At 40.1% G+C, this 18,479-nt stretch carries 19 protein-coding genes; 10 read left to right on the plus strand and 9 right to left on the minus strand.

The window, feature by feature from the left end:
• Positions 1-72: 72 nt before the first annotated feature.
• On the plus strand, positions 73-1,317 hold the full coding sequence (locus tag M3O96_RS10540) for an ABC transporter permease (RefSeq protein ID WP_249720465.1): 1,245 nt from the start codon (positions 73-75) through the stop codon (positions 1,315-1,317).
• Between the two features lie 95 nt (positions 1,318-1,412).
• Here M3O96_RS10540 and recA read toward each other — a convergent pair whose 3' ends face one another.
• The gene (gene recA / locus M3O96_RS10545; protein ID WP_249720467.1) at positions 1,413-2,444 is read right to left on the minus strand and encodes a recombinase RecA; all 1,032 of its coding nucleotides are present in this window, start codon (positions 2,442-2,444) and stop codon (positions 1,413-1,415) included.
• A 180-nt stretch (positions 2,445-2,624) separates the two neighbouring features.
• On the opposite strand from recA, the gene M3O96_RS10550 reads away from it, so the two are divergent.
• The 3 genes from M3O96_RS10550 to M3O96_RS10560 all read left to right on the plus strand — a co-directional run bounded on the left by M3O96_RS10550 (position 2,625) and on the right by M3O96_RS10560 (position 5,341).
• Positions 2,625-3,413: a DUF3108 domain-containing protein gene (locus M3O96_RS10550; RefSeq protein WP_249720469.1), complete on the plus strand. Its 789-nt coding sequence runs from the start codon at positions 2,625-2,627 to the stop codon at positions 3,411-3,413.
• Between the two features lie 151 nt (positions 3,414-3,564).
• Positions 3,565-4,254, plus strand: a complete 690-nt coding sequence (locus M3O96_RS10555; protein ID WP_249720470.1) for a response regulator transcription factor — start codon at positions 3,565-3,567, stop codon at positions 4,252-4,254.
• Between the two features lie 4 nt (positions 4,255-4,258).
• Positions 4,259-5,341: a sensor histidine kinase gene (locus M3O96_RS10560; protein WP_249720472.1), complete on the plus strand. Its 1,083-nt coding sequence runs from the start codon at positions 4,259-4,261 to the stop codon at positions 5,339-5,341.
• A gap of 15 nt (positions 5,342-5,356) precedes the next feature.
• On the opposite strand, the gene M3O96_RS10565 is transcribed toward M3O96_RS10560, so the two are convergent.
• Complete coding sequence (locus M3O96_RS10565) at positions 5,357-5,740, minus strand: DUF3037 domain-containing protein (RefSeq protein ID WP_249720474.1); 384 nt, start codon at positions 5,738-5,740, stop codon at positions 5,357-5,359.
• Complete coding sequence (locus M3O96_RS10570) at positions 5,718-6,521, minus strand: HipA family kinase (RefSeq protein ID WP_249720476.1); 804 nt, start codon at positions 6,519-6,521, stop codon at positions 5,718-5,720. Before M3O96_RS10570 ends, M3O96_RS10565 begins: the two co-directional genes overlap by 23 nt.
• A gap of 188 nt (positions 6,522-6,709) precedes the next feature.
• Here M3O96_RS10570 and M3O96_RS10575 point away from each other — a divergent pair, with 188 nt between their 5' ends.
• The 5 genes from M3O96_RS10575 (at position 6,710) to tsf (ending at position 10,119) form a co-directional block, all read left to right on the plus strand.
• On the plus strand, positions 6,710-7,420 hold the full coding sequence (locus M3O96_RS10575) for an RluA family pseudouridine synthase (protein WP_249720477.1): 711 nt from the start codon (positions 6,710-6,712) through the stop codon (positions 7,418-7,420).
• 121 nt (positions 7,421-7,541) lie between these two features.
• Complete coding sequence (rplM, locus tag M3O96_RS10580) at positions 7,542-7,985, plus strand: 50S ribosomal protein L13 (RefSeq protein WP_249720478.1); 444 nt, start codon at positions 7,542-7,544, stop codon at positions 7,983-7,985.
• A gap of 11 nt (positions 7,986-7,996) precedes the next feature.
• Positions 7,997-8,383: a 30S ribosomal protein S9 gene (rpsI, locus tag M3O96_RS10585; RefSeq protein WP_249720480.1), complete on the plus strand. Its 387-nt coding sequence runs from the start codon at positions 7,997-7,999 to the stop codon at positions 8,381-8,383.
• 41 nt (positions 8,384-8,424) lie between these two features.
• Entirely contained in the window at positions 8,425-9,186 is a 762-nt protein-coding gene (gene rpsB, locus M3O96_RS10590) for a 30S ribosomal protein S2 (protein ID WP_249720483.1), read from the plus strand.
• Between the two features lie 102 nt (positions 9,187-9,288).
• A complete protein-coding gene (tsf, locus tag M3O96_RS10595; RefSeq protein ID WP_249720485.1) occupies positions 9,289-10,119 on the plus strand; it encodes a translation elongation factor Ts in 831 nt (276 codons plus the stop codon).
• 72 nt (positions 10,120-10,191) lie between these two features.
• Here the strand turns inward: tsf and M3O96_RS10600 are convergent, their stop codons facing one another.
• The 4 genes from M3O96_RS10600 to M3O96_RS10615 form a co-directional block, all read right to left on the minus strand.
• Entirely contained in the window at positions 10,192-11,646 is a 1,455-nt protein-coding gene (locus M3O96_RS10600; RefSeq protein WP_249720486.1) for an arylsulfatase, read from the minus strand.
• 46 nt (positions 11,647-11,692) lie between these two features.
• Positions 11,693-12,301 carry a DUF4230 domain-containing protein gene (locus M3O96_RS10605; protein ID WP_249720488.1) on the minus strand — a complete coding sequence of 203 codons (609 nt, stop codon included), beginning with the start codon at positions 12,299-12,301 and terminating at the stop codon, positions 11,693-11,695.
• 67 nt (positions 12,302-12,368) lie between these two features.
• Entirely contained in the window at positions 12,369-13,064 is a 696-nt protein-coding gene (locus M3O96_RS10610; RefSeq protein WP_249720489.1) for a hypothetical protein, read from the minus strand.
• A 6-nt stretch (positions 13,065-13,070) separates the two neighbouring features.
• Positions 13,071-14,456: a site-specific DNA-methyltransferase gene (locus M3O96_RS10615; protein ID WP_249720491.1), complete on the minus strand. Its 1,386-nt coding sequence runs from the start codon at positions 14,454-14,456 to the stop codon at positions 13,071-13,073.
• Between the two features lie 512 nt (positions 14,457-14,968).
• Between M3O96_RS10615 and M3O96_RS10620 the strand changes: the two genes are divergently transcribed.
• Positions 14,969-15,220, plus strand: a complete 252-nt coding sequence (locus tag M3O96_RS10620; protein ID WP_249720493.1) for a hypothetical protein — start codon at positions 14,969-14,971, stop codon at positions 15,218-15,220.
• 41 nt (positions 15,221-15,261) lie between these two features.
• Here the strand turns inward: M3O96_RS10620 and M3O96_RS10625 are convergent, their stop codons facing one another.
• Together M3O96_RS10625 and M3O96_RS10630 are read right to left on the minus strand one after the other, a co-directional pair.
• Positions 15,262-15,693, minus strand: coding sequence for a DUF6508 domain-containing protein (locus M3O96_RS10625; protein ID WP_249720494.1), 432 nt, complete (start codon positions 15,691-15,693; stop codon positions 15,262-15,264).
• A gap of 114 nt (positions 15,694-15,807) precedes the next feature.
• Entirely contained in the window at positions 15,808-18,444 is a 2,637-nt protein-coding gene (locus tag M3O96_RS10630; RefSeq protein ID WP_249720495.1) for a PVC-type heme-binding CxxCH protein, read from the minus strand.
• Positions 18,445-18,479: the final 35 nt, after the last annotated feature.

Consider the following 18,479-nt stretch of genomic DNA (forward strand, 5'->3'; position numbering starts at 1 on the left):
ACCGCAAAGTTAAAAATAAAAATCCCGAAATCTACTTATATTGCCAATTACTTTTAAAACAACTTCTTAGACGTGATATTTCTGAAATTAACCTGGGAAAGCTTGAGGTTTGCGATGCAGGCACTCAAATCCAACTTAACAAGAACCATACTTTCCTTATTGGGAGTAACAGTGGGGATTTTTGCGATCATCGCTGTTTTCACTTTGGTAGATTCTCTGGAAAAAAACATCAAATCGAGTTTTAGCTTTTTGGGAAATAACGTTGTCACGATCAACCGAATTTATTATGTAGGGGGACCTGACCGTCCCTGGTGGAAATACTTGAGAAGACCTTATAATACCTATGGGGAATACACATTCCTTAAAGATAAGCTCAAAAATACCGAAGCGGTTTCTTTTTCTGCGGGATCAAGATCTACAGTTCAATTTGGAAGTAACTCTTTTAAGGGAGCTAACCTTAGCGGCGTGACATTTACTTACAAAGACGTATATGATGTGCCGGTAGAGTCGGGTAGGTTTTTTACAGAATCCGAAATTAATGCCTCAAGAAATGTGGCCATCATTGGTGAAAAAATTTCGAAAACTCTATTTCCCAATTCCGACCCAATAGGAAAAGAAATAAAAATTAAAGGAGGAAAGTTTGTTGTCATCGGTATATTCGAATTGGAAGGAGAAGGACTTTTTGAAATCGCCTCCAAAGATGAAGCTGTAATGATCCCTTATGGGAGTTTTACAAAATTGTTTTTTGTGGGCAAAAACGGAATAGAACCGAGTATTGCCATCAAAGGATTGGATAGCGATATTGGAATGGTGGCTCTCGAAAATGAGATCATTGGCTCTTTGAGAGCCAAAAGAGGTTTGAAACCTACAGAAGAGGATAACTTTTCTCTTAACAAATCGGAATTTATCATGAATACCATCGGATCTATCTTTGACGTGATCAGTGCGGCAGGATGGGTGATCGGAGGATTTTCAATTTTGGTAGGCGGATTCGGAATTGCCAATATCATGTTTGTATCTGTAAAAGAAAGAACCAACATCATTGGCATCCAAAAATCCCTTGGTGCAAAAAATTATTTCATTCTTTTCCAGTTCCTATTTGAGGCCATTTTCTTGAGTTTGATAGGAGGATTTGCAGGAATAATAATCGTTTACGGTTTGACATTTATTCAATTGGGCTCATTGGAGTTGGTATTGTCATTCAAAAATATAGTCCTCGGGTTGGGAATTTCTTCGATTATCGGGGTAGTATCGGGAATTGTGCCGGCAACACTTGCAGCAAGGCTCGATCCGGTGGAAGCCATCAGGGCAGCTTAAAATTTAGAGTTAGAAAAATCAAAAGCCCCCATAAAGTCTAAACTTTGTAGGGGCTTTCTTATGTATTAAACCCAGAGGATTAAAACCTCCTTTGCCTATTCTTCCCCTTTTTCCTGTTTCAGAGCGACAACTCCCAATCCGGCTTTTTCTTTAATTTTCTTTTCAAGTTCTTCCATCAGTTCTGGATTGTCAAGCAAAATCGCTTTTACCGAATCTCTTCCCTGTCCCAATTTGTTTCCTTCGTAAGAGAACCAAGAACCTGCTTTCTTGATGATTTCAAACTCAACACCGATATCAATGATTTCGCCGACTTTGGAAATACCCTGACCATACATGATGTCAAATTCTACCACTTTGAACGGTGGTGCTACTTTGTTTTTTACAACTTTCACCTTTGTTCTATTTCCCAAAATGTTGTCTGCACCTTCTTTGATCTGTCCGATCCTTCTAATATCAAGTCTTACGGATGCATAGAATTTTAATGCGTTACCACCTGTAGTAGTTTCAGGATTACCAAACATCACCCCGATTTTATCTCTCAATTGGTTGATAAAAACACAGGCACAACCTGTTTTATTGATTGCTCCGGTCAATTTTCTCAGAGCCTGAGACATCAATCTTGCCTGAAGACCCATTTTGCTGTCACCCATTTCTCCTTCAAGTTCTCCCTTTGGTACCAAGGCAGCCACCGAGTCAATCACGATGATATCGATAGCTCCTGAACGGATCAGGTGCTCGGCGATCTCCAATGCCTGTTCACCGTTGTCAGGTTGGGAAATCAGCAAATTTTCAGTATCAATGCCCAACTTCTCTGCATAACTTTTATCAAAAGCATGCTCAGCATCAATAAAAGCGGCAAGACCTCCTGCCTTCTGAGCCTCTGCAATGCAGTGTAAAGTCAGAGTGGTTTTACCTGAAGATTCTGGTCCGTAAATCTCTGTCACTCTTCCTCTAGGAATTCCTCCGATACCCAAAGCCATGTCTAATCCCAAAGATCCTGTGGAAATAGCCGGGATGTCCTGAACTTTGTTGTCACTCAATTTCATGACAGTTCCCTTGCCGTAGGTTTTTTCCAGCTTATCAATCGTCAGCTGAAGTGCTTTTAATTTCTCAGTGTTTACGCTCATAATTGAATATTTTCAATACTTTGATTTGAATTTGTTAAATTATTGATTGATTATTGGAGCCCGAACACTTCCAAAAAGGAATACGTATTTATACTTTCCGGCACCAAAAATCCGTATTATTAAATATATCGCTAATATTGAAATAAGAATTGAAAACCTTTTGGTAGAAGAAAAAAATAAATGAAAAATAGGTTCATAAAGTCAGTAATTGTCACAATATTTTTTCTCTCCATTTGGCATTCTGGTTTTTCGCAAAAAAACACTGCATTTCAGAATGGAGAAGAACTGCTTTTTAAAGTAAGTTACGGTTTTTTTGATGCTGCTGAAGCCAAAATGGTTGTCAACAAGGAAATTTCAACCATTAATGATATCCCAACTTACAAAATCGATGTATATGGACAAACACTTGGCGTTTTCAAGCTTTTTTATGTGAAAGACAATTGGGGAAGCTATATCGATACCGCCAAAATGATCCCCTACAATTCATATAGACATATCGAGGAGGGCAGGTACCGCAAACATGAACGGGTAACTTTTGACCACAAAAAGAAAAATGCCCATGTGAAATTATATGACCGGGACAACCAAAATATAATTGATTCAAAAGATTATCCGATCCCTTCTCAGGTCCAGGACATTGTGAGTGGATTTTATTTTTTAAGGACCCTCGATTTTAAAAAATACAAACCCGGTGATACGATCCACCTCGTTGGATTTTTTGATAAAGAGATATATAACGTAAAATTAATATTCAAGCGTAAGGAAAAGATCGAAACAAGCCTTGGGAAATTTGAATCTTATGTTTTGGTGCCTATCGTACCCAAAAATAAACTATTCCGGGGAGACCATCCTGTGACAGTATGGGTGTCTGATGACCAAAACAAAATCCCCCTAAGAATAAAAGCAAAACTGATGATCGGTTCATTAGACATGGAAATCATGGAAGCAAAAAATTTACGTAATAATTAATTTACAGTCAGTTAACATTGGATTAACATTCAAGGCCTTCAGAAAAATTTTATGTTGTATTTGAGGCCTTTGACATTATTAAAACATTTTTTTGTGGTGCCTTTTTATAAATTAGCACCACATTAGCGAAAAATTAACCCGCTATTTACTCATGAGTGAGAAACAAAAAATCAAAATCCTAGTAGTTGATGACGAACCAGATATCATTGATATTCTGACATATAACCTGAAAAAAGAAGGATATGAAGTCGAATCAGCAGAAGACGGAATAAAGGCTGTAAAAATTGCAGCAAAATTCCATCCCGACGTCATCTTGCTTGACATCATGATGCCTAATCAAGACGGCGTCGAAACCTGTCGGCAAATCAGAGAAAATCCAGAACTTAAAGGAACCTTCATCATTTTTTTGACTGCAAGAGCGGAAGAGTATTCTGAAGTGGCTGCCTTCGATGTCGGAGCTGATGATTACATCACCAAGCCTATTAAGCCAAGAGCCTTGATGAGCAGAATTGCCGCACTTTTTAGACGTGAGTCCAAAAAAGAAAATGAAGTTGCTCAAATCAAAATCAAAGACCTCATCATTGACAGGACGAGTTATACCATTGACAAAAGCGGTAAGACCATCACCCTTCCAAAAAAAGAATTTGAATTGTTGTATTTTCTTGCCAAAAACCCGAATATAGTTTTCAGTAGAGATGATTTATTGCAGAATATCTGGGGTACAGATGTTTTTGTATTGGCAAGGACTGTCGATGTTCATATCAGAAAAGTACGTGAAAAAATCGGAGAGGACTATATCACTACTGTAAAGGGAGTAGGTTATAAATTCGAATTGAATTAAAAATATGCTTACCACATCAAGGGGTATTTCATTGATTTTGGCATTGGCTATCTCCGCCCTGACATTGGCCTTTCTATTGTTATTGGATGAAGCCACCCCTACTGTGCTGATCGTCGCTGGTGGTATTTCTTTTTCTGTTGCTTATATTTTGACCAATATCACGCTTGAGTTTTTGGTTTTCAAAGAGATCAGTAATATCTACAGTGTCCTGGAAAAGATCCAGAAAAAAGACTATTCCAACATTCCTGAAAAGTCTGACAAGCTGTCAATTTCTCCTTTGAGAAGAATCAATACTTCGATCAATATCTATGCACAGACAAAGAATAAGGAAATAGAAGCTCTGCAAAAAAATGCCGTTTTCAGAAGGGAATTCATCGCCGATATTTCCCATGAATTGAAAACGCCGATTTTTGCTGCCCAAGGCTATATCCATACTTTGCTTGACGGAGCAGTGGATGACAAATCTGTCAGATTAAAATTCTTAAAACGTGCAGCAAAAAGCCTAAATGCTTTAGATAAGCTGGTCCAGGACCTTCTTACACTCAATCAGATGGAAAGCGGAGTCGTCAAATTTCATTTTGAAACCTTTGACTTAAAAGATGTGATCCATGAAGTCATTGAAGACTTAGAACACAAAGCTGCAAAGCGGGACATGCTGATCCGATTTTTTTATGACAAAGAAAAAACTTTCAAAACCGTTGCCGATAAAGATAAAATTTTTCGGGTTTGCCAAAACCTGATTTCAAATGCCATCAAATATAACAATGACGGCGGGGAGGTAGAAGTCCACCTCAAAACCCACAAAAGCCAAGTCACAGTCGAGGTAAAAGACAATGGAAAAGGAATCGCACCTGATGACCTGAAACGTATTTTTGAAAGGTTTTACAGGGTGGAAAAAAGCAGGTCACGTGAAAGGGGTGGAACAGGGCTTGGACTTTCCATCGTCAAACATATCCTAGAAGGTCATAAAAGCAAAATCTCCGTCAGCAGCACTTTGGGCAAAGGTTCTATATTTAGTTTTGAATTGCCACTTGAAAAAGCTCCCGTTCAGACTGTCCTAAAAAGTCTGAATTCATTGTTTGTCTGAAACCAGAACTGTCGGTCATACTACAAATTGTCCATAAAGGTCATCCAAGGTTTTATTCAAATCATCTGTCAATCCTCCATGCGGCCTTGAAGTCTGTATCATAGAACTGCGCTGCGCTGTCAGCCACCTGAATCTTGAAGCGGGGTCCATCTCTGCTATGGGACTTCCAGATTTTGTCCCCTCACATATTTTGGTAAATGAGTCCAAATAATCACAGAGCAATGCCAAATCAACCTCAGGATCCAAAGCCAATAACTTACCCTCTTCTAAATAAATCCTGCTTTCTAAAAAATTCTCTTTTTTAGAACATAGAATCACGCCAACATTGACAAATTCCTCACGCTCCACCCGCGGAACTACACGGATGACCGCATACTCATATAAGTGTTTGCCTTGCATCTTGCGCTTCTTTTACAAATACATCTGAATGTTCCATTCTGAGTGAAAGGAATTGTTTATACACTGTCCTTGCTTCTTCAGCTGTTTCCACGTCCCGAGAAGCCAAAAGCCATTCATCAGGAATAGCTTCAATCAAAGTATTGACCTGATCCATTTTTAATTTTTCTTTGAATTCCTGATTAACTTCCTCCAACTTATCCGCATACGGCAAAAGCACGTGATCCTTGATGGAAGGAAACGGTCCGGTGGCGTGTCTCTCCCAATTGTCCCAAGAATGGTGAAACAAAAATGCCGCCCCATGGTCAATCAACCAAAGTTCACGCTTCCAGATCAGCATATTGGTATTGCGGAAAGTCCGGTCTACATTGGTAATCAAAGCATCAAGCCACACAATCTTGGAAGCTAGCAATCCATCTACTTTGGAAGCTCCGGGGTCGAAAGTCAGTGCTTTGGATAAAAAGTGCAAACCCAGATTGAGTCCTTGACTGCCCTTCAGCAAATCCTGGATTTCCTCATCACCTTCGGACCTGCCAAATGCCTCATCGAGGTAAGCAAACACCAATTCCGGAACTTTCAGCCCAAGCATCCTTGCGATTTCCCCACCTAACAATTCGGATATCAGTGCCTTTTCCCGCTGTCCAGCACCACGGAACTTGAGCACATAATCAAACCCATCATCCGCTTCTGCCAATGCCGGCAATGAACCCCCTTCACGCAAAGGCATCACATAGCGCATCACGTTGACAATTCGGAGAAGGTAATTTTGAAAAATTTTATCCATGATAATTTCATTAGGAAGATTTCAGCTTGTAAAGTTATTAGAACAGGTAGAAAATCAGTCAAGTGAGAATATTTAAATAAAGAAAAATAGAAATCAATTCAGGTGCTCTCCAAAACAATCTTCTGGCATAATTTTTTGCACTCATATTAATTATCTAATTTTGCATCCCTATTTGGGAGAAAAAGAGCATGAAAAAAATTGATTTTAAGGACCTTATTCTGTTTGAAAGCGAGGATTACCTTGTCATCAATAAGCTTCCGCATCTATCGACTTTGGACGACAGACACGAGGCGCAGAATATCTTGGACCTCGCCAAACAGTATATCCCGGATGCCCAAGTTTGCCACAGACTCGACAAGGAAACCTCAGGTTGTCTCGTCATCGCCAAAAATCCTGAAGCTTACCGAAACATCGCCATCCAGTTTGAAGACAGGAAAGTAAATAAAATCTACCATGCAGTCGTGGAAGGCATTCACGAATACAAAGAGGTAATGGTGGACAAGAAAATCCACGCAAATAATAAAGGTATCGCCAAATTGACCAAGGATGGCAAACCGGCCCAGACCATTTTCAATACAGTCAAAACCTATTACGCCCACTCTCTGATCGAGTGCAAACCGATAACCGGAAGACTTCATCAAATCAGGATTCACCTTGCCTATCTGAGATCCCCGATTTGTGGCGATGAAACTTATGGGGGCAAACCGGTGTATCTATCCGCACTTAAGCGACGATTCAATCTCAAAAAAGGGACTGACGAATTGCCCATTATGCAGCGGGTGTCGCTCCATGCCTATTCAATTGGATTTAAAGGAACCAAAGAAGAGAGAATAGAGGTGGTCGCTCCTTACCCAAAAGACTTTGACGTTTTGGTCAAACAATTGGAGAAAAACGCCTAACTCAAAGAAAATGTGGGCAATAAATTTGTTTCTTTTGCAATAAAAAGAAATTACTTCTATCTTTGTGTCCCTTTTTGAGGGTGAAGTATATTTAACAAGCTAATAATTAAACATTTACACAGTGGATACATTAAGCTACAAGACCAAATCAGCGAATGCTGCTACTGTAGAGAAGAACTGGGTGGTAGTGGATGCCCAGGCTGCAGTATTAGGTAGATTTGCGAGTGAGGTTGCAAAAATCTTGAGGGGTAAGCACAAGCCTTACTACACCCCTCATGTTGACTGCGGAGACAACGTGATTGTCATCAATGCAGAGAAGGTAAGGCTGACCGGCAGAAAGATGGACGAAAAAATCTATGTTCGCCACACAGGCTACCCAGGCGGGCAGCGTATTTCTACACCAAAATTGTTGAAAGCGAAATCGCCTTCAATATTGGTGGAAAAAGCTGTCAGAGGTATGCTTCCAAAGACCAGACTTGGAAGCCAACTGTACAGAAATCTGTTCGTTTACAATGGTCCTGAGCATCCTCATGCTGCACAGCAACCAAAAGAACTCAAATTCTAATCCTAGGATACATGGAAATCATCAATACAATAGGTAGAAGGAAGACATCAGTCGCCAGAATCTACATGCAACCAGGAAAAGGAGAGATCTCTGTAAATAACAGAACGATCGAAACTTATTTCCCTTTTGAACTACACCAGATCATCGTCAAGCAACCATTGGCACTCGTAGGTGTTGAAGGGACTTATGACATCAAAATCAATTTAGACGGTGGTGGTATCACAGGACAAGCTGAAGCAGCAAGGATGGCAATATCCAGAGCGCTTTGTGAGTTCGATGCCGAACACCGATCAGCTTTGAAAAAAGAAGGTTTCCTTACAAGAGATCCAAGAATGGTCGAGCGTAAGAAGCCGGGACGTAGAAAAGCAAGGAGGAAATTCCAGTTCTCCAAACGTTAATCAGGAATTCTTTGAATTTTATATCGTAACTATATTTATTAATGGCACAAATAGAATATAAAGACTTACTGGATGCTGGTGTTCACTTTGGACACTTGACGAGAAAGTGGGATCCAAGAATGGCCCCGTATATCTTCATGGAGAAGAACGGTATCCATATCATTGACCTAAACAAAACGCTTGTTTGCCTCGAAGAAGCATCCAACGCAATCAAGCAGATCGTACGCTCAGGAAAAAAAGTAATGTTCGTCGCTACTAAAAAGCAGGCGAAAGACTTAGTGGCTGATGAAGCAAGAAGACTCAACATGCCTTTCGTAACTGAAAGATGGCTGGGTGGAATGCTAACCAACTTCGCTACTATCCGCAAATCGTTGAAAAAAATGTCTACCATCGACAAAATGATGAAAGAAGACGCTTATACTAACCTTGCGAAAAAAGAGCGTTTGATGATCACAAGACAAAGAGAGAAAATGGAAAGTGTGTTGGGCGGTATCGCTGACCTGACTAGACTTCCTGCTGCTCTTTTTATCGTAGACATCAAAAGAGAACACATTGCGATCGCAGAAGCACAAAAGCTTGGTATCCCTGTATTCGCTTTGGTAGATACCAACTCTAACCCAAATGAGGTGGAGTTTCCAATCCCTGCCAATGACGATGCATACAAATCCATCTCTTTGTTGATCAAAGCGTTCGGTACAGCTATCGAAGAAGGCCTTTCCGAGAGGAAAAGAGACAAAGAAGATGCTAAACTTACCGAAGAGGAAGAAGCAAAGAAAGCTGTCGACGCAGAGACACAAGAGTAATCCACTTTGATATACTGATTACAAAAATTGAACACAAGGTCTCGCCCTGTGTTCAATTTTTTGTTTAATATGAAATTCTTAAATAAATAAAAGACAATAACAATGGCTATTACTGCACAAGAAGTAAACAAACTGAGACAAATGACAGGTGCCGGTATGATGGACTGTAAAAAAGCCCTTACCGAAGCTGAAGGTGATTTCGAGAAAGCGATTGACATCCTTAGAAAAAAAGGTCAGAAAGTTTCAGCTTCAAGAGCTGACAGAGAAACCAAAGAAGGTACCATCGTCACTCACGTAAGTGCTGACGGAACTGTCGGTACATTGCTTTCATTGACTTGCGAAACTGACTTTGTTGCCAAAAACGAAGGATTCGTAAACTTCGCAAATGAATTGTTGACTATCGCAACGAGCAACCATTCTGCCTCAACAGAAGAAATTCTTGCCCTTCCATATGAATCAATCACTGTTCAGGACAAGATCATCGAAATGACCGGAAAAATCGGTGAGAAGATCGAAATCTCTCATTATGAAGTTATCAAAGGTGAAACTGTTGTTCCTTATATCCACTCCAATGGTAAATTGGGCGTATTAGTTTCTTTGGTAAACACCAAAGGTACTGACGTAGAAGAAGCTGGAAAAGACGTAGCGATGCAAATCGCAGCCATGAATCCTGTAGCAGTGGACAAAGACGGCGTAGACGCTTCAACTGTCGAAAGAGAAATTGAAATCGGTAAAGATCAAGCAAGACAAGAAGGCAAGCCTGAAGAAATGTTGGAAAAAATCGCTTTGGGTAAATTGCAGAAGTTCTACAAAGAAAGCACCTTGCTAAGCCAGGTTTTCGTAAAAGACAATGCAAAAACCATAGCCCAATACCTTGATGGTGTAAGCAAAGGATTAACAGTTTCCGCTTTCAAAAGAGTTACTATTGGTTAATAGGTCCCGATAGCAGGATGGTTAATTGGTTATTAAATAATGAGAACCTTCGGTCAAAAGCCGAAGGTTTTTTTATTCGAACAATTTAAAAACAGGATTGGGAACGTGTGCTGCCTCAAAAAGCTTGGCCATTTCTTTGATCAGTTCAGGATTCGAATCGGCCACGTTTCGGGATTCCGAAGGATCATCTTTTAGATTGTACAATTCAATGAGAGCATTCTTGTCTTTTTTGACGTTGAGCCTTAACGCTTTCCAGTCTCCTTTTCGGATTGCCTGCCTGCCTCCTAATTCGACAAATTCCCAATAAAGGTAATCATGCTGTTTTTGAGCTGACTCACCTTTTAAAGTGGAGACAAATGAAATCCCGTCAATGTTACTTTCAATTTTTTCACCTACTATCTCAGCTAAGGTGGGTAAGAAATCCCAAAAGGCCGAAACGTGTTCAGTCCGTGTTCCAGGTTTTGTTTTACCCGGCCACTTCACAATCAGTGAAGTCCGGATTCCTCCTTCATATAAATCCCTTTTGTACCCTCTTCTCCCTGCATTGCTTTGGAAAAAATCCGGGTCGTTGCCGCCTTCTTGATGTGGTCCGTTGTCAGAAGCAAAAATGATAAGGGTATTTTCGGTCAGTCCGAATTCTTCGAGTTTTTGGATAATCTCTCCGACCTGCCTGTCCAATTGCTCCACCATGGAAGCATATACGGCTCGGGGATATTCCACTGATTGATAACCAGGGATAATGATATCCGCACCGTAGTCATGTCCTTTGGGCGCGAGATATGGTTTTTCATCCCCAAATTTTTCTCTATACTTTTTCAATAAAATAGTGTCGGAAGTCGCCAACTCGGCATGGGGTATCACCATGGGCACAAACATGAAGAATGGCTTGTCTTTATGGTTTTCAATAAATTTCAAAGATTCTACATGAATCACATCAGGCGCATAGGTGGATTTTTTGGTCCAGTCATTGCCTTCAAGCATCATCTTTTGTTTATTGTCCCAAAGGTATTCAGGATAGTAGCGGTGGGCATAGCGTTGACAATTGTACCCAAAAAACCTGTCAAAACCCTGATTGTTGGGATCGCCCGTGGTTCCGATAAAACCCAATCCCCACTTGCCAAAAGCCCCGGTGGCATAGCCAGCCTTTTTCATCATTTTGGGAATGGTCATAATGCTATCTGGCATCGGATATTGCCCTTCAGGTTGTACTTCAAAATTCCCCCTGATCGGAGTATGTCCGGTATGCAAGCCTGTCATCAAAGCGGACCGCGATGGTGCGCAAACAGTTGCTCCGGAATAGTGATTGATAAACAGCATTCCCTCGCCTGCCAGCTTATCGATACTTGGGGTTTCGATTTTAGTTTGACCCGTTACTCCCAAGTCTCCATAGCCAAGGTCATCGGCGAGTATAAAAATGATGTTAGGTTTCGTGGATTCCGTTTCAGCGATTGATTTTTCCTTAACTGGACTACAGGAAATAAGGCTAAAAATTAAAGAGAAAATTGCCAGGTATAAGTTTGACTTCATATTTTGAATTTCATTGTCCTTTAATAATTAGTCCTACCAAAAGAGACTACCGCTTCAAATTTTTCATCTGCTCAGGACTTTCAATGATGACCTCATTGTACTTTAGTGTCCATCCCATGGATTTGGTGAGGATATAAATATTCACGAGCTCGCTCATCAATCTCTCCTGCGCATTGTCTTTGAGACTGGAAGATTCTATTTTTTTACGGAATTGAGCGGTCACACTACTCTTGATTTTATTGTAATCTTTGGCTTCAAATTTATTGAAGTAATCTTGTGTTACGTCGTAATATTCAATTTCAGGATAGATGTTGATGACAGGTTCAGGGATTTTGGTGATTACCACCGTTTTGTTTTCTTCGTCAATCCTCGTTTCCAACTGCCTCAGGTCATATTCCACTGTCGCTTTGGCGTTGGCTACAACCAAGGCTTTTTTGTCTGAAGGGAAAAAATCCAAAAATAGATTCCGGGAATTTTTGAAGGTGAAAACCTGTGAATAGTACCCTTCGGTCACGATCAACTTTCCCACATTTTGGATTTGGATCATGGCTGAGTTGGCCCGAATTTCATCCTTATTTTCCCTTTTACCTACAAAATACCAGATACTTCCAAGTACCAAAAGCGCTGCAATAAAGCCGAAAATGAATCTATTCATGATCAATGATTTTGCTTAAAGTTGGGGAAAATTAAGTGGGTTTACAAAGAAGTAACGGTGTTAGCATTCAAATAGATTTCAAAAAATCAATCAGTTCTGTTGGTTTGTTTGAATTCAAAATCTTGCAATTCCAAAAATCCCGACTGGATTTTGGGAATGTCCATGTTCTGTCTTTTGGGAGAAGACCGTTTATTCTTTCTATCAAAGAACCTTTATCAATCCATCCAACAAAAAACATATCCTCTCTATATCGCCAAGCAGAAATGGCATCATAAATACGCTGCGGATCTTTTTTGGTAAAATCGACCACCAAAGTTTTTAACCAATCGTCCTTGGCTTTTCTCTTTTGGTTGAAAAATACCTGCAAGTGAATATCGCCTCTAAGATTTTCGATTTTATCTTCTCTTTTGATGAGCTTGATGTCACGATTCAAAATGGCATTCTGAATGGTTTGGTCAGCATCGGGAACCAAGGAAGTTTTGAGTTCTATGTTCTTTCCTCTATACACAAAATCAATATCCACCTGATCGTCCTCCAAAATCAGGTTGGTTTTTTCCACCTCAATGCCATTTTCTTTCAGCCATTTTTGAATGGCAAACTCCCCCAAAAACCCACGAAGCATACAATCAAACTGAATATTTGGATGGCGGGATCTGAGGTTGTCCAGTTCTGAAATATTGGAATTTTCCAGCGCTTTTTGGATCGATTCGAGGATTTCGGATTCGGTCAGGGGAAGATGAAGGATATGCTCGAAACTGACCATTGGATATCATTTTGATGAAAAAATGAGATTGTCTTTATTTTCGGACTTTGGGTTCTTTTCCTCAAATGCCGTCTTGAAATATTTGAGGTTTTGGGCTATCGGTGGATGAAGTTTTTTTGGTCCCTGATAGCCTTTGATTACTTTGGAAACACGTGTATATGTCACTTCCTCGCAGATATTGTTTTCATTGTTGGTACAGAGGATAAATTGCCTTTTGCCATGATCTGCCTCATTGGCTTTCAATACCGCATGGCCGGTCGTACCTGAACCTGCAAAAAAGTCCAACACAGTGATATCTTTTGATTGAAACAAATCGATACAAAATCTGATCAGGCCAATGGGTTTAGGAAATTTGAAAATACTCTGTGACACCACTTCATTCAGTTCCTGACTGCCTTCCGAATTCAAAAACTGGATCAATGCACGATAAGGAAGCTGACGTTCACGTCTTCTGTTGAGGTTATCGACAAACTGGTACTGCTTGATATAGACTTTCCATTGCTTGTTGGTTTTCTTGAAGACGATGAAGTCATTTTCAATTCCCCATTTCAGCTTGTCCTGATTCCATCTCCAAGTATTGGGTTTTCCGAATCTTCCTCCAGAAAGCATCTCTGTCCCGTCAGGAGCGGTAACCACATAATCCATGCTTTCGCTGTAGGAACCGCGGTAATCCAAATCCCGGAGGTAATACTTTCCTCGATGATCCACTTGGGAGTCCGAAAGCCTATACTTTTTGTCACTTTCAACATCGAGCTTTTCTTTGGCAAATTTCAGTTCGGCTTTATTTTTTGCAAAGCAAAGCATGTAGTCAAACTCCACAGCCACCTGACCGCTGTCGTGTCCTGAACCGGCCTTGTTTTTCCTGACAAATTGGGCTACAAAATTCTCTTCCCCAAATATCTCCTGACAGAGCAATTTCAGTTGGGCAATCTCATTGTCATCGATGGAAATGAAAATTGCTCCCGTGCTTTTCAAAAGGCCTTTGGCGAGATCCAGTCGCTTCCACATAAAGGATAACCACTTGCTATGACGATACCCATCACTGATATCCACATAGCGGTCATTGTAAAGGAATTCGTTTTCCTTCCCGGTATTATAAGGAGGATCAATGTAGATGAGGTCAATTTTTCCTTGGTGGGTCTGATGCAAAACCGTTAGTGAGTGAAAATTATCCCCCTCGATCAAGAAATGAGTGGGTTGATTTTTGTCATTAATAATCTCCCTGTCTTGGATTTCTTCCAAAATGGGTGTTTTTGCTACACATTGGGCGACAACTTTCTCCTGATCCTTTTCTTCTTCCCATACCAAACCATATTTTCTGCTCCTGTCCAAGTGGTGGATCATTTCCAGAAGTTGATCTTTAGAAAGGTTACTATAATCGGATTTGCCCATTCAGATTGTTTTCAAAATTGAAACGCTAAAAATACAATTTATTCCCAAATGCTTTCCAGAATAAAACTCTACTATTTCGAATAATTGAACACTCTATTTTTTACCAATAAGCTTAGCAAAAAGTTTGGACTTATCCAATCTTGGCATCATGGACATTTGTCATGTCTAATATAGCATACTTCAGCCCTTCCGTCATGGAAAGGTTCAGCCGCAAGCACCTCCACAATTTCATTAACCAGGGCAAATACACATCAAGGTATGTTGGAGAAATACTTGTAGGGTAGCGATTAAAAAAACCATTATTCTACCGGATTTTCAATAAATGCATGGTTTTTGTAAACCAGGTTAATGGACAAGATAAAGGAAAAGTTTTCGTTTAAACATCACTCCATTTATTATTGTCATATCTCTTTTACATGAAATTGATTGCATGTATCGCAATTAAATTGTTCTTAAATTAGTGGAAGTTTAACCGCAGGTTTTGAAAAAAACACTGCACAAATCAGGAAACCATGTCACAATTATTAAATTCAATAGGAATCATCGTCAAAAAAAGCCTCAAAACCATTGAGCCTGCCCTCATGTTATTTTCAGGAACCTACCTTTTGACCCAAAGTATTCAACAAAAAAATTTCCCTTTGGGAGTTGCCGGAGGATTTCTTTTGTTTAGAGGAGGGATGGAATTGGGAAAAGCAATTGAAGAAAGTGAATTGAAAACTGAACTTAACATCATTGCTCCGGAGGAAATCAAAAAACTGCATTGATACTTATCGAATGGTATTCAGCTAGACTGAAAGCAAAGTTCTCACTTTTGGCAAAGGTTATTTAATAGCAGGACAAAGGTTCCTTTTTTCATTTCCTTTTCAAAATAGCCACTTTGCGATGCATCTCTTTTGACGATGATCGTCATGAGTTTACATACCTTGATGGGATTGATTCGCTTGGGCTTTCGGATGCCATCAAGTACTTCAATCCCTTCCATCCAATTTGTCCAATCAAAATTCACCAATAGTCCTGAGGTATTTATTTCAATCTGCATTTTTGGTCTCAAGCTGTCAAAGTCCACATACTTGAGTAAAGCCTCTTCAGTAAGTTCAAAAGGTATGGCCTTTTTGATCCGCTGAAACTCCTTCTCCATTTCCGGGATATATTTCGACAATCCGTTGATCGCCTTCTTGCCGGCTTCTGATTCAATGAAAGATTCGATTTGATCTAAGGGAGTAAATTGAGGCTTCATAAAAAGTAAATACAGGAGTGAAATACGTAATCAATTTACAACATTTATTGGATTATGGTATAGAATTAATTTTGGAGAATATTAATTCTCCCTATTAGGACATATAGCATAAACTTAGTTTTTACTCAAAAAAGCAATTAAATCCCTGATATCCTGATCACTTAAAAATTGCTCAAGACCTTCCGGCATTAAGGAATTTCTGATCATCCCATAATCCTCAACTTCCTGTTTTTTTACGGTAATAAATCCCTTGGATTGGGTATAAAGCTTGATATCTATATTACCTACATCAATCTGTCTGCCCTGGTGGTGGGTGCCGTCTGCCATTTTGATAAACCAACCTTGCCATTCCGGACTCATTTCTACAGAAGGATACAAGATCGAAGACACCAATTGATTTCGGTCTTTGGATTGACCCACATTACTGAGGTCAGGTCCCAAATCTCCTCCAAAGCCTTCCATGGCATGGCAAGTCGAGCACAATGATGTATTAGAATAAAAAACCCGTCTTCCTCTTTCAAGATTTCCATTGCCTGACAACAAATTCTGCCATTTCTCAGACTCATTGATAGCTGACCTATAGGGAATTTTCTGTTCCAGGCCCAATATCAACTGTTGCTGGAATGCATCAGTAGAAGCCGATTTATTGATCTTTTGTTCGAAAGCCTCCCTAACAATAGGTTGAGAGATTTTTGACCTCAGGTAGCGGGCAGCCTCAATCCGAACATTCTCCTCCCTGTCATCTAACAATTTGATAATTGACTCCCAATCTTCCAGTGGTTGTCGCGAAAGCACAGATAAAGCCTCAGATCGAATTGACTCATGATTGGTTGAGTCTAAGCTGATTTCCAATAGTTTTGTTGCAACACTCCCATCAGGTAGATTTTGTAATGCCAAGATTGTTTGTATCCTAATTTCAGACTCTATTTCTTTTCCCAAAAATGATAGCAATAACTCTTTGAAGGCCGGGAGATCTTCTAGGTATCTTAAGGCGAAGACTCTAATATTTTTTGGTCTTTTTTCATCTCTGACAATATCAGAAACAAAATTTTTGGGCAACTCTCTAATCAGTGTTTTACTACTTGGGCTCGATTGGTTACGATAAGCTTGGACAAAATCCGGTTGAACCAGCTTAACTGTCTCCAAGTAGGTTTCAATAAGGGTGTTAGAGACCTCACCCAGTGTAAGTACCTTTTCAAGCTTGTCTTTCATTTCTGTCATCTGAGCGCTCCCTATCCATATCAAGGCCATTTTTCTAATCTTTGGATCAGGATCGGACAAAAAACCACCAGCAAGAAATTCCAATCCCTTTTCACCTGAATTTTTGGCTGCCAACAAAGCTCCCAAGCGGATATCAGCATCCAAATTTTTAGACGCAATTTCAATTTCCTTTTTCATTTGGCTCAATGCCATCACAGCAACATGTTTTTCATATGGATCATCAGATTGCAGGGAATTTTTCAATTCTTCAAAAGATGACTGCAGAATTTTTTTTGTTTTTTCTCCCCATTCAAAGGAAATAGCTTCTTTATAAATCTCCTGTCTTTGCAGCAACCCTATGTTCTCTTTGGTGGAAAGCCTCCAGATTTTACCCCTTCCATGATTGGGATATTCCCTTATGACCCAATCCGTAAAATAAACATTTCCTTTACTATCGGTTGCAAAAGCTACAGGTCTGAATTCATTTCCCCCTTCCACAATCACTTCGGAATTACCTATGACGGATAGTCCTTTTTCCTTCATTCGAATCCTGACAATTGTACTTTCTTCCCAAATAGTACAGAGCATTTGGTCATGGTAATCCTTGGGAAGGGCAGCATGATTTGCATTCAACAGTCCAGAAGGTGCTTCCCCCAATGGCACTGCAATAGGCAGGGTTCCGGGCAATTCTCCATTCCAAGCCAAATAAGGATGCATGCCACTGCCACCAAAAAGAGATTGGTATCCAAAATTTGAACCTTGCACTGCATGAACTAGACGGTTTGGCCCTCTGCTATCGGGGTCATTGTCTGCCACCATTAATCTACCATAGTTGTCAAACTTCAGGTCAAATGGATTCCAATATCCGGTGCTGAAAACCTCTACTTCAGACCCATCCCACTTTGTCCTGATGATGTTTCCTCCATCTCCATAGCCGGAGACATTGCTGCCGTCACTTCCTTCAAAAATCCAATGTCCCCCTCCCGTATTCCCCCTGCCAATGTACATCCAACCATCCGGCGAAAAAGTGATACTCAGCAAAGCTGCATGTGGATATACGCTTTCTGGCTTGGAAAGACCCATGAGCTTTTTACTTTCTTCAGAGACACCATCTCCATCTTTGTCATAAAAAACCCAAACCTCTCTAGAAGTAATTAAATGAAGGTGACCTTCCGGTGAAAAAGTCAGGTTCATTCCCTCCTGAATCCCTTCAGCAAAAACAGTCATTTTATCCAATTTCCCATCGCCGTTGCTATCTTCAAAAACTTTGATAACGTCTCCCTTTGGACCCGCATAATCTTTTGGAGGAGTATGGGTATGTGATTCCAAAACAAAAACCCTGTCCTTGTCATCAATGGCAATCCCAATAGGTGTTACAATTTCAGGATCTTCTACAACAACTTCCAATTTAAGCCTGTCATCGAGTACCTTAACTCCTGCAGGAAGATTAGACTGGATACTACTATCCTGACTGCAGGAATAGCAGAAGATTAAAAATAGAAAAAGGAATGAGGAGAATTGGATGTCGTGGGTTTTGAAACTGAAAGTCATTATTAAAAGGGTATTGGGTTCTACAAGTCATTGAA

Source organism: Aquiflexum sp. TKW24L, assembly GCF_023502205.1.
GTDB lineage: Bacteria > Bacteroidota > Bacteroidia > Cytophagales > Cyclobacteriaceae > Cognataquiflexum.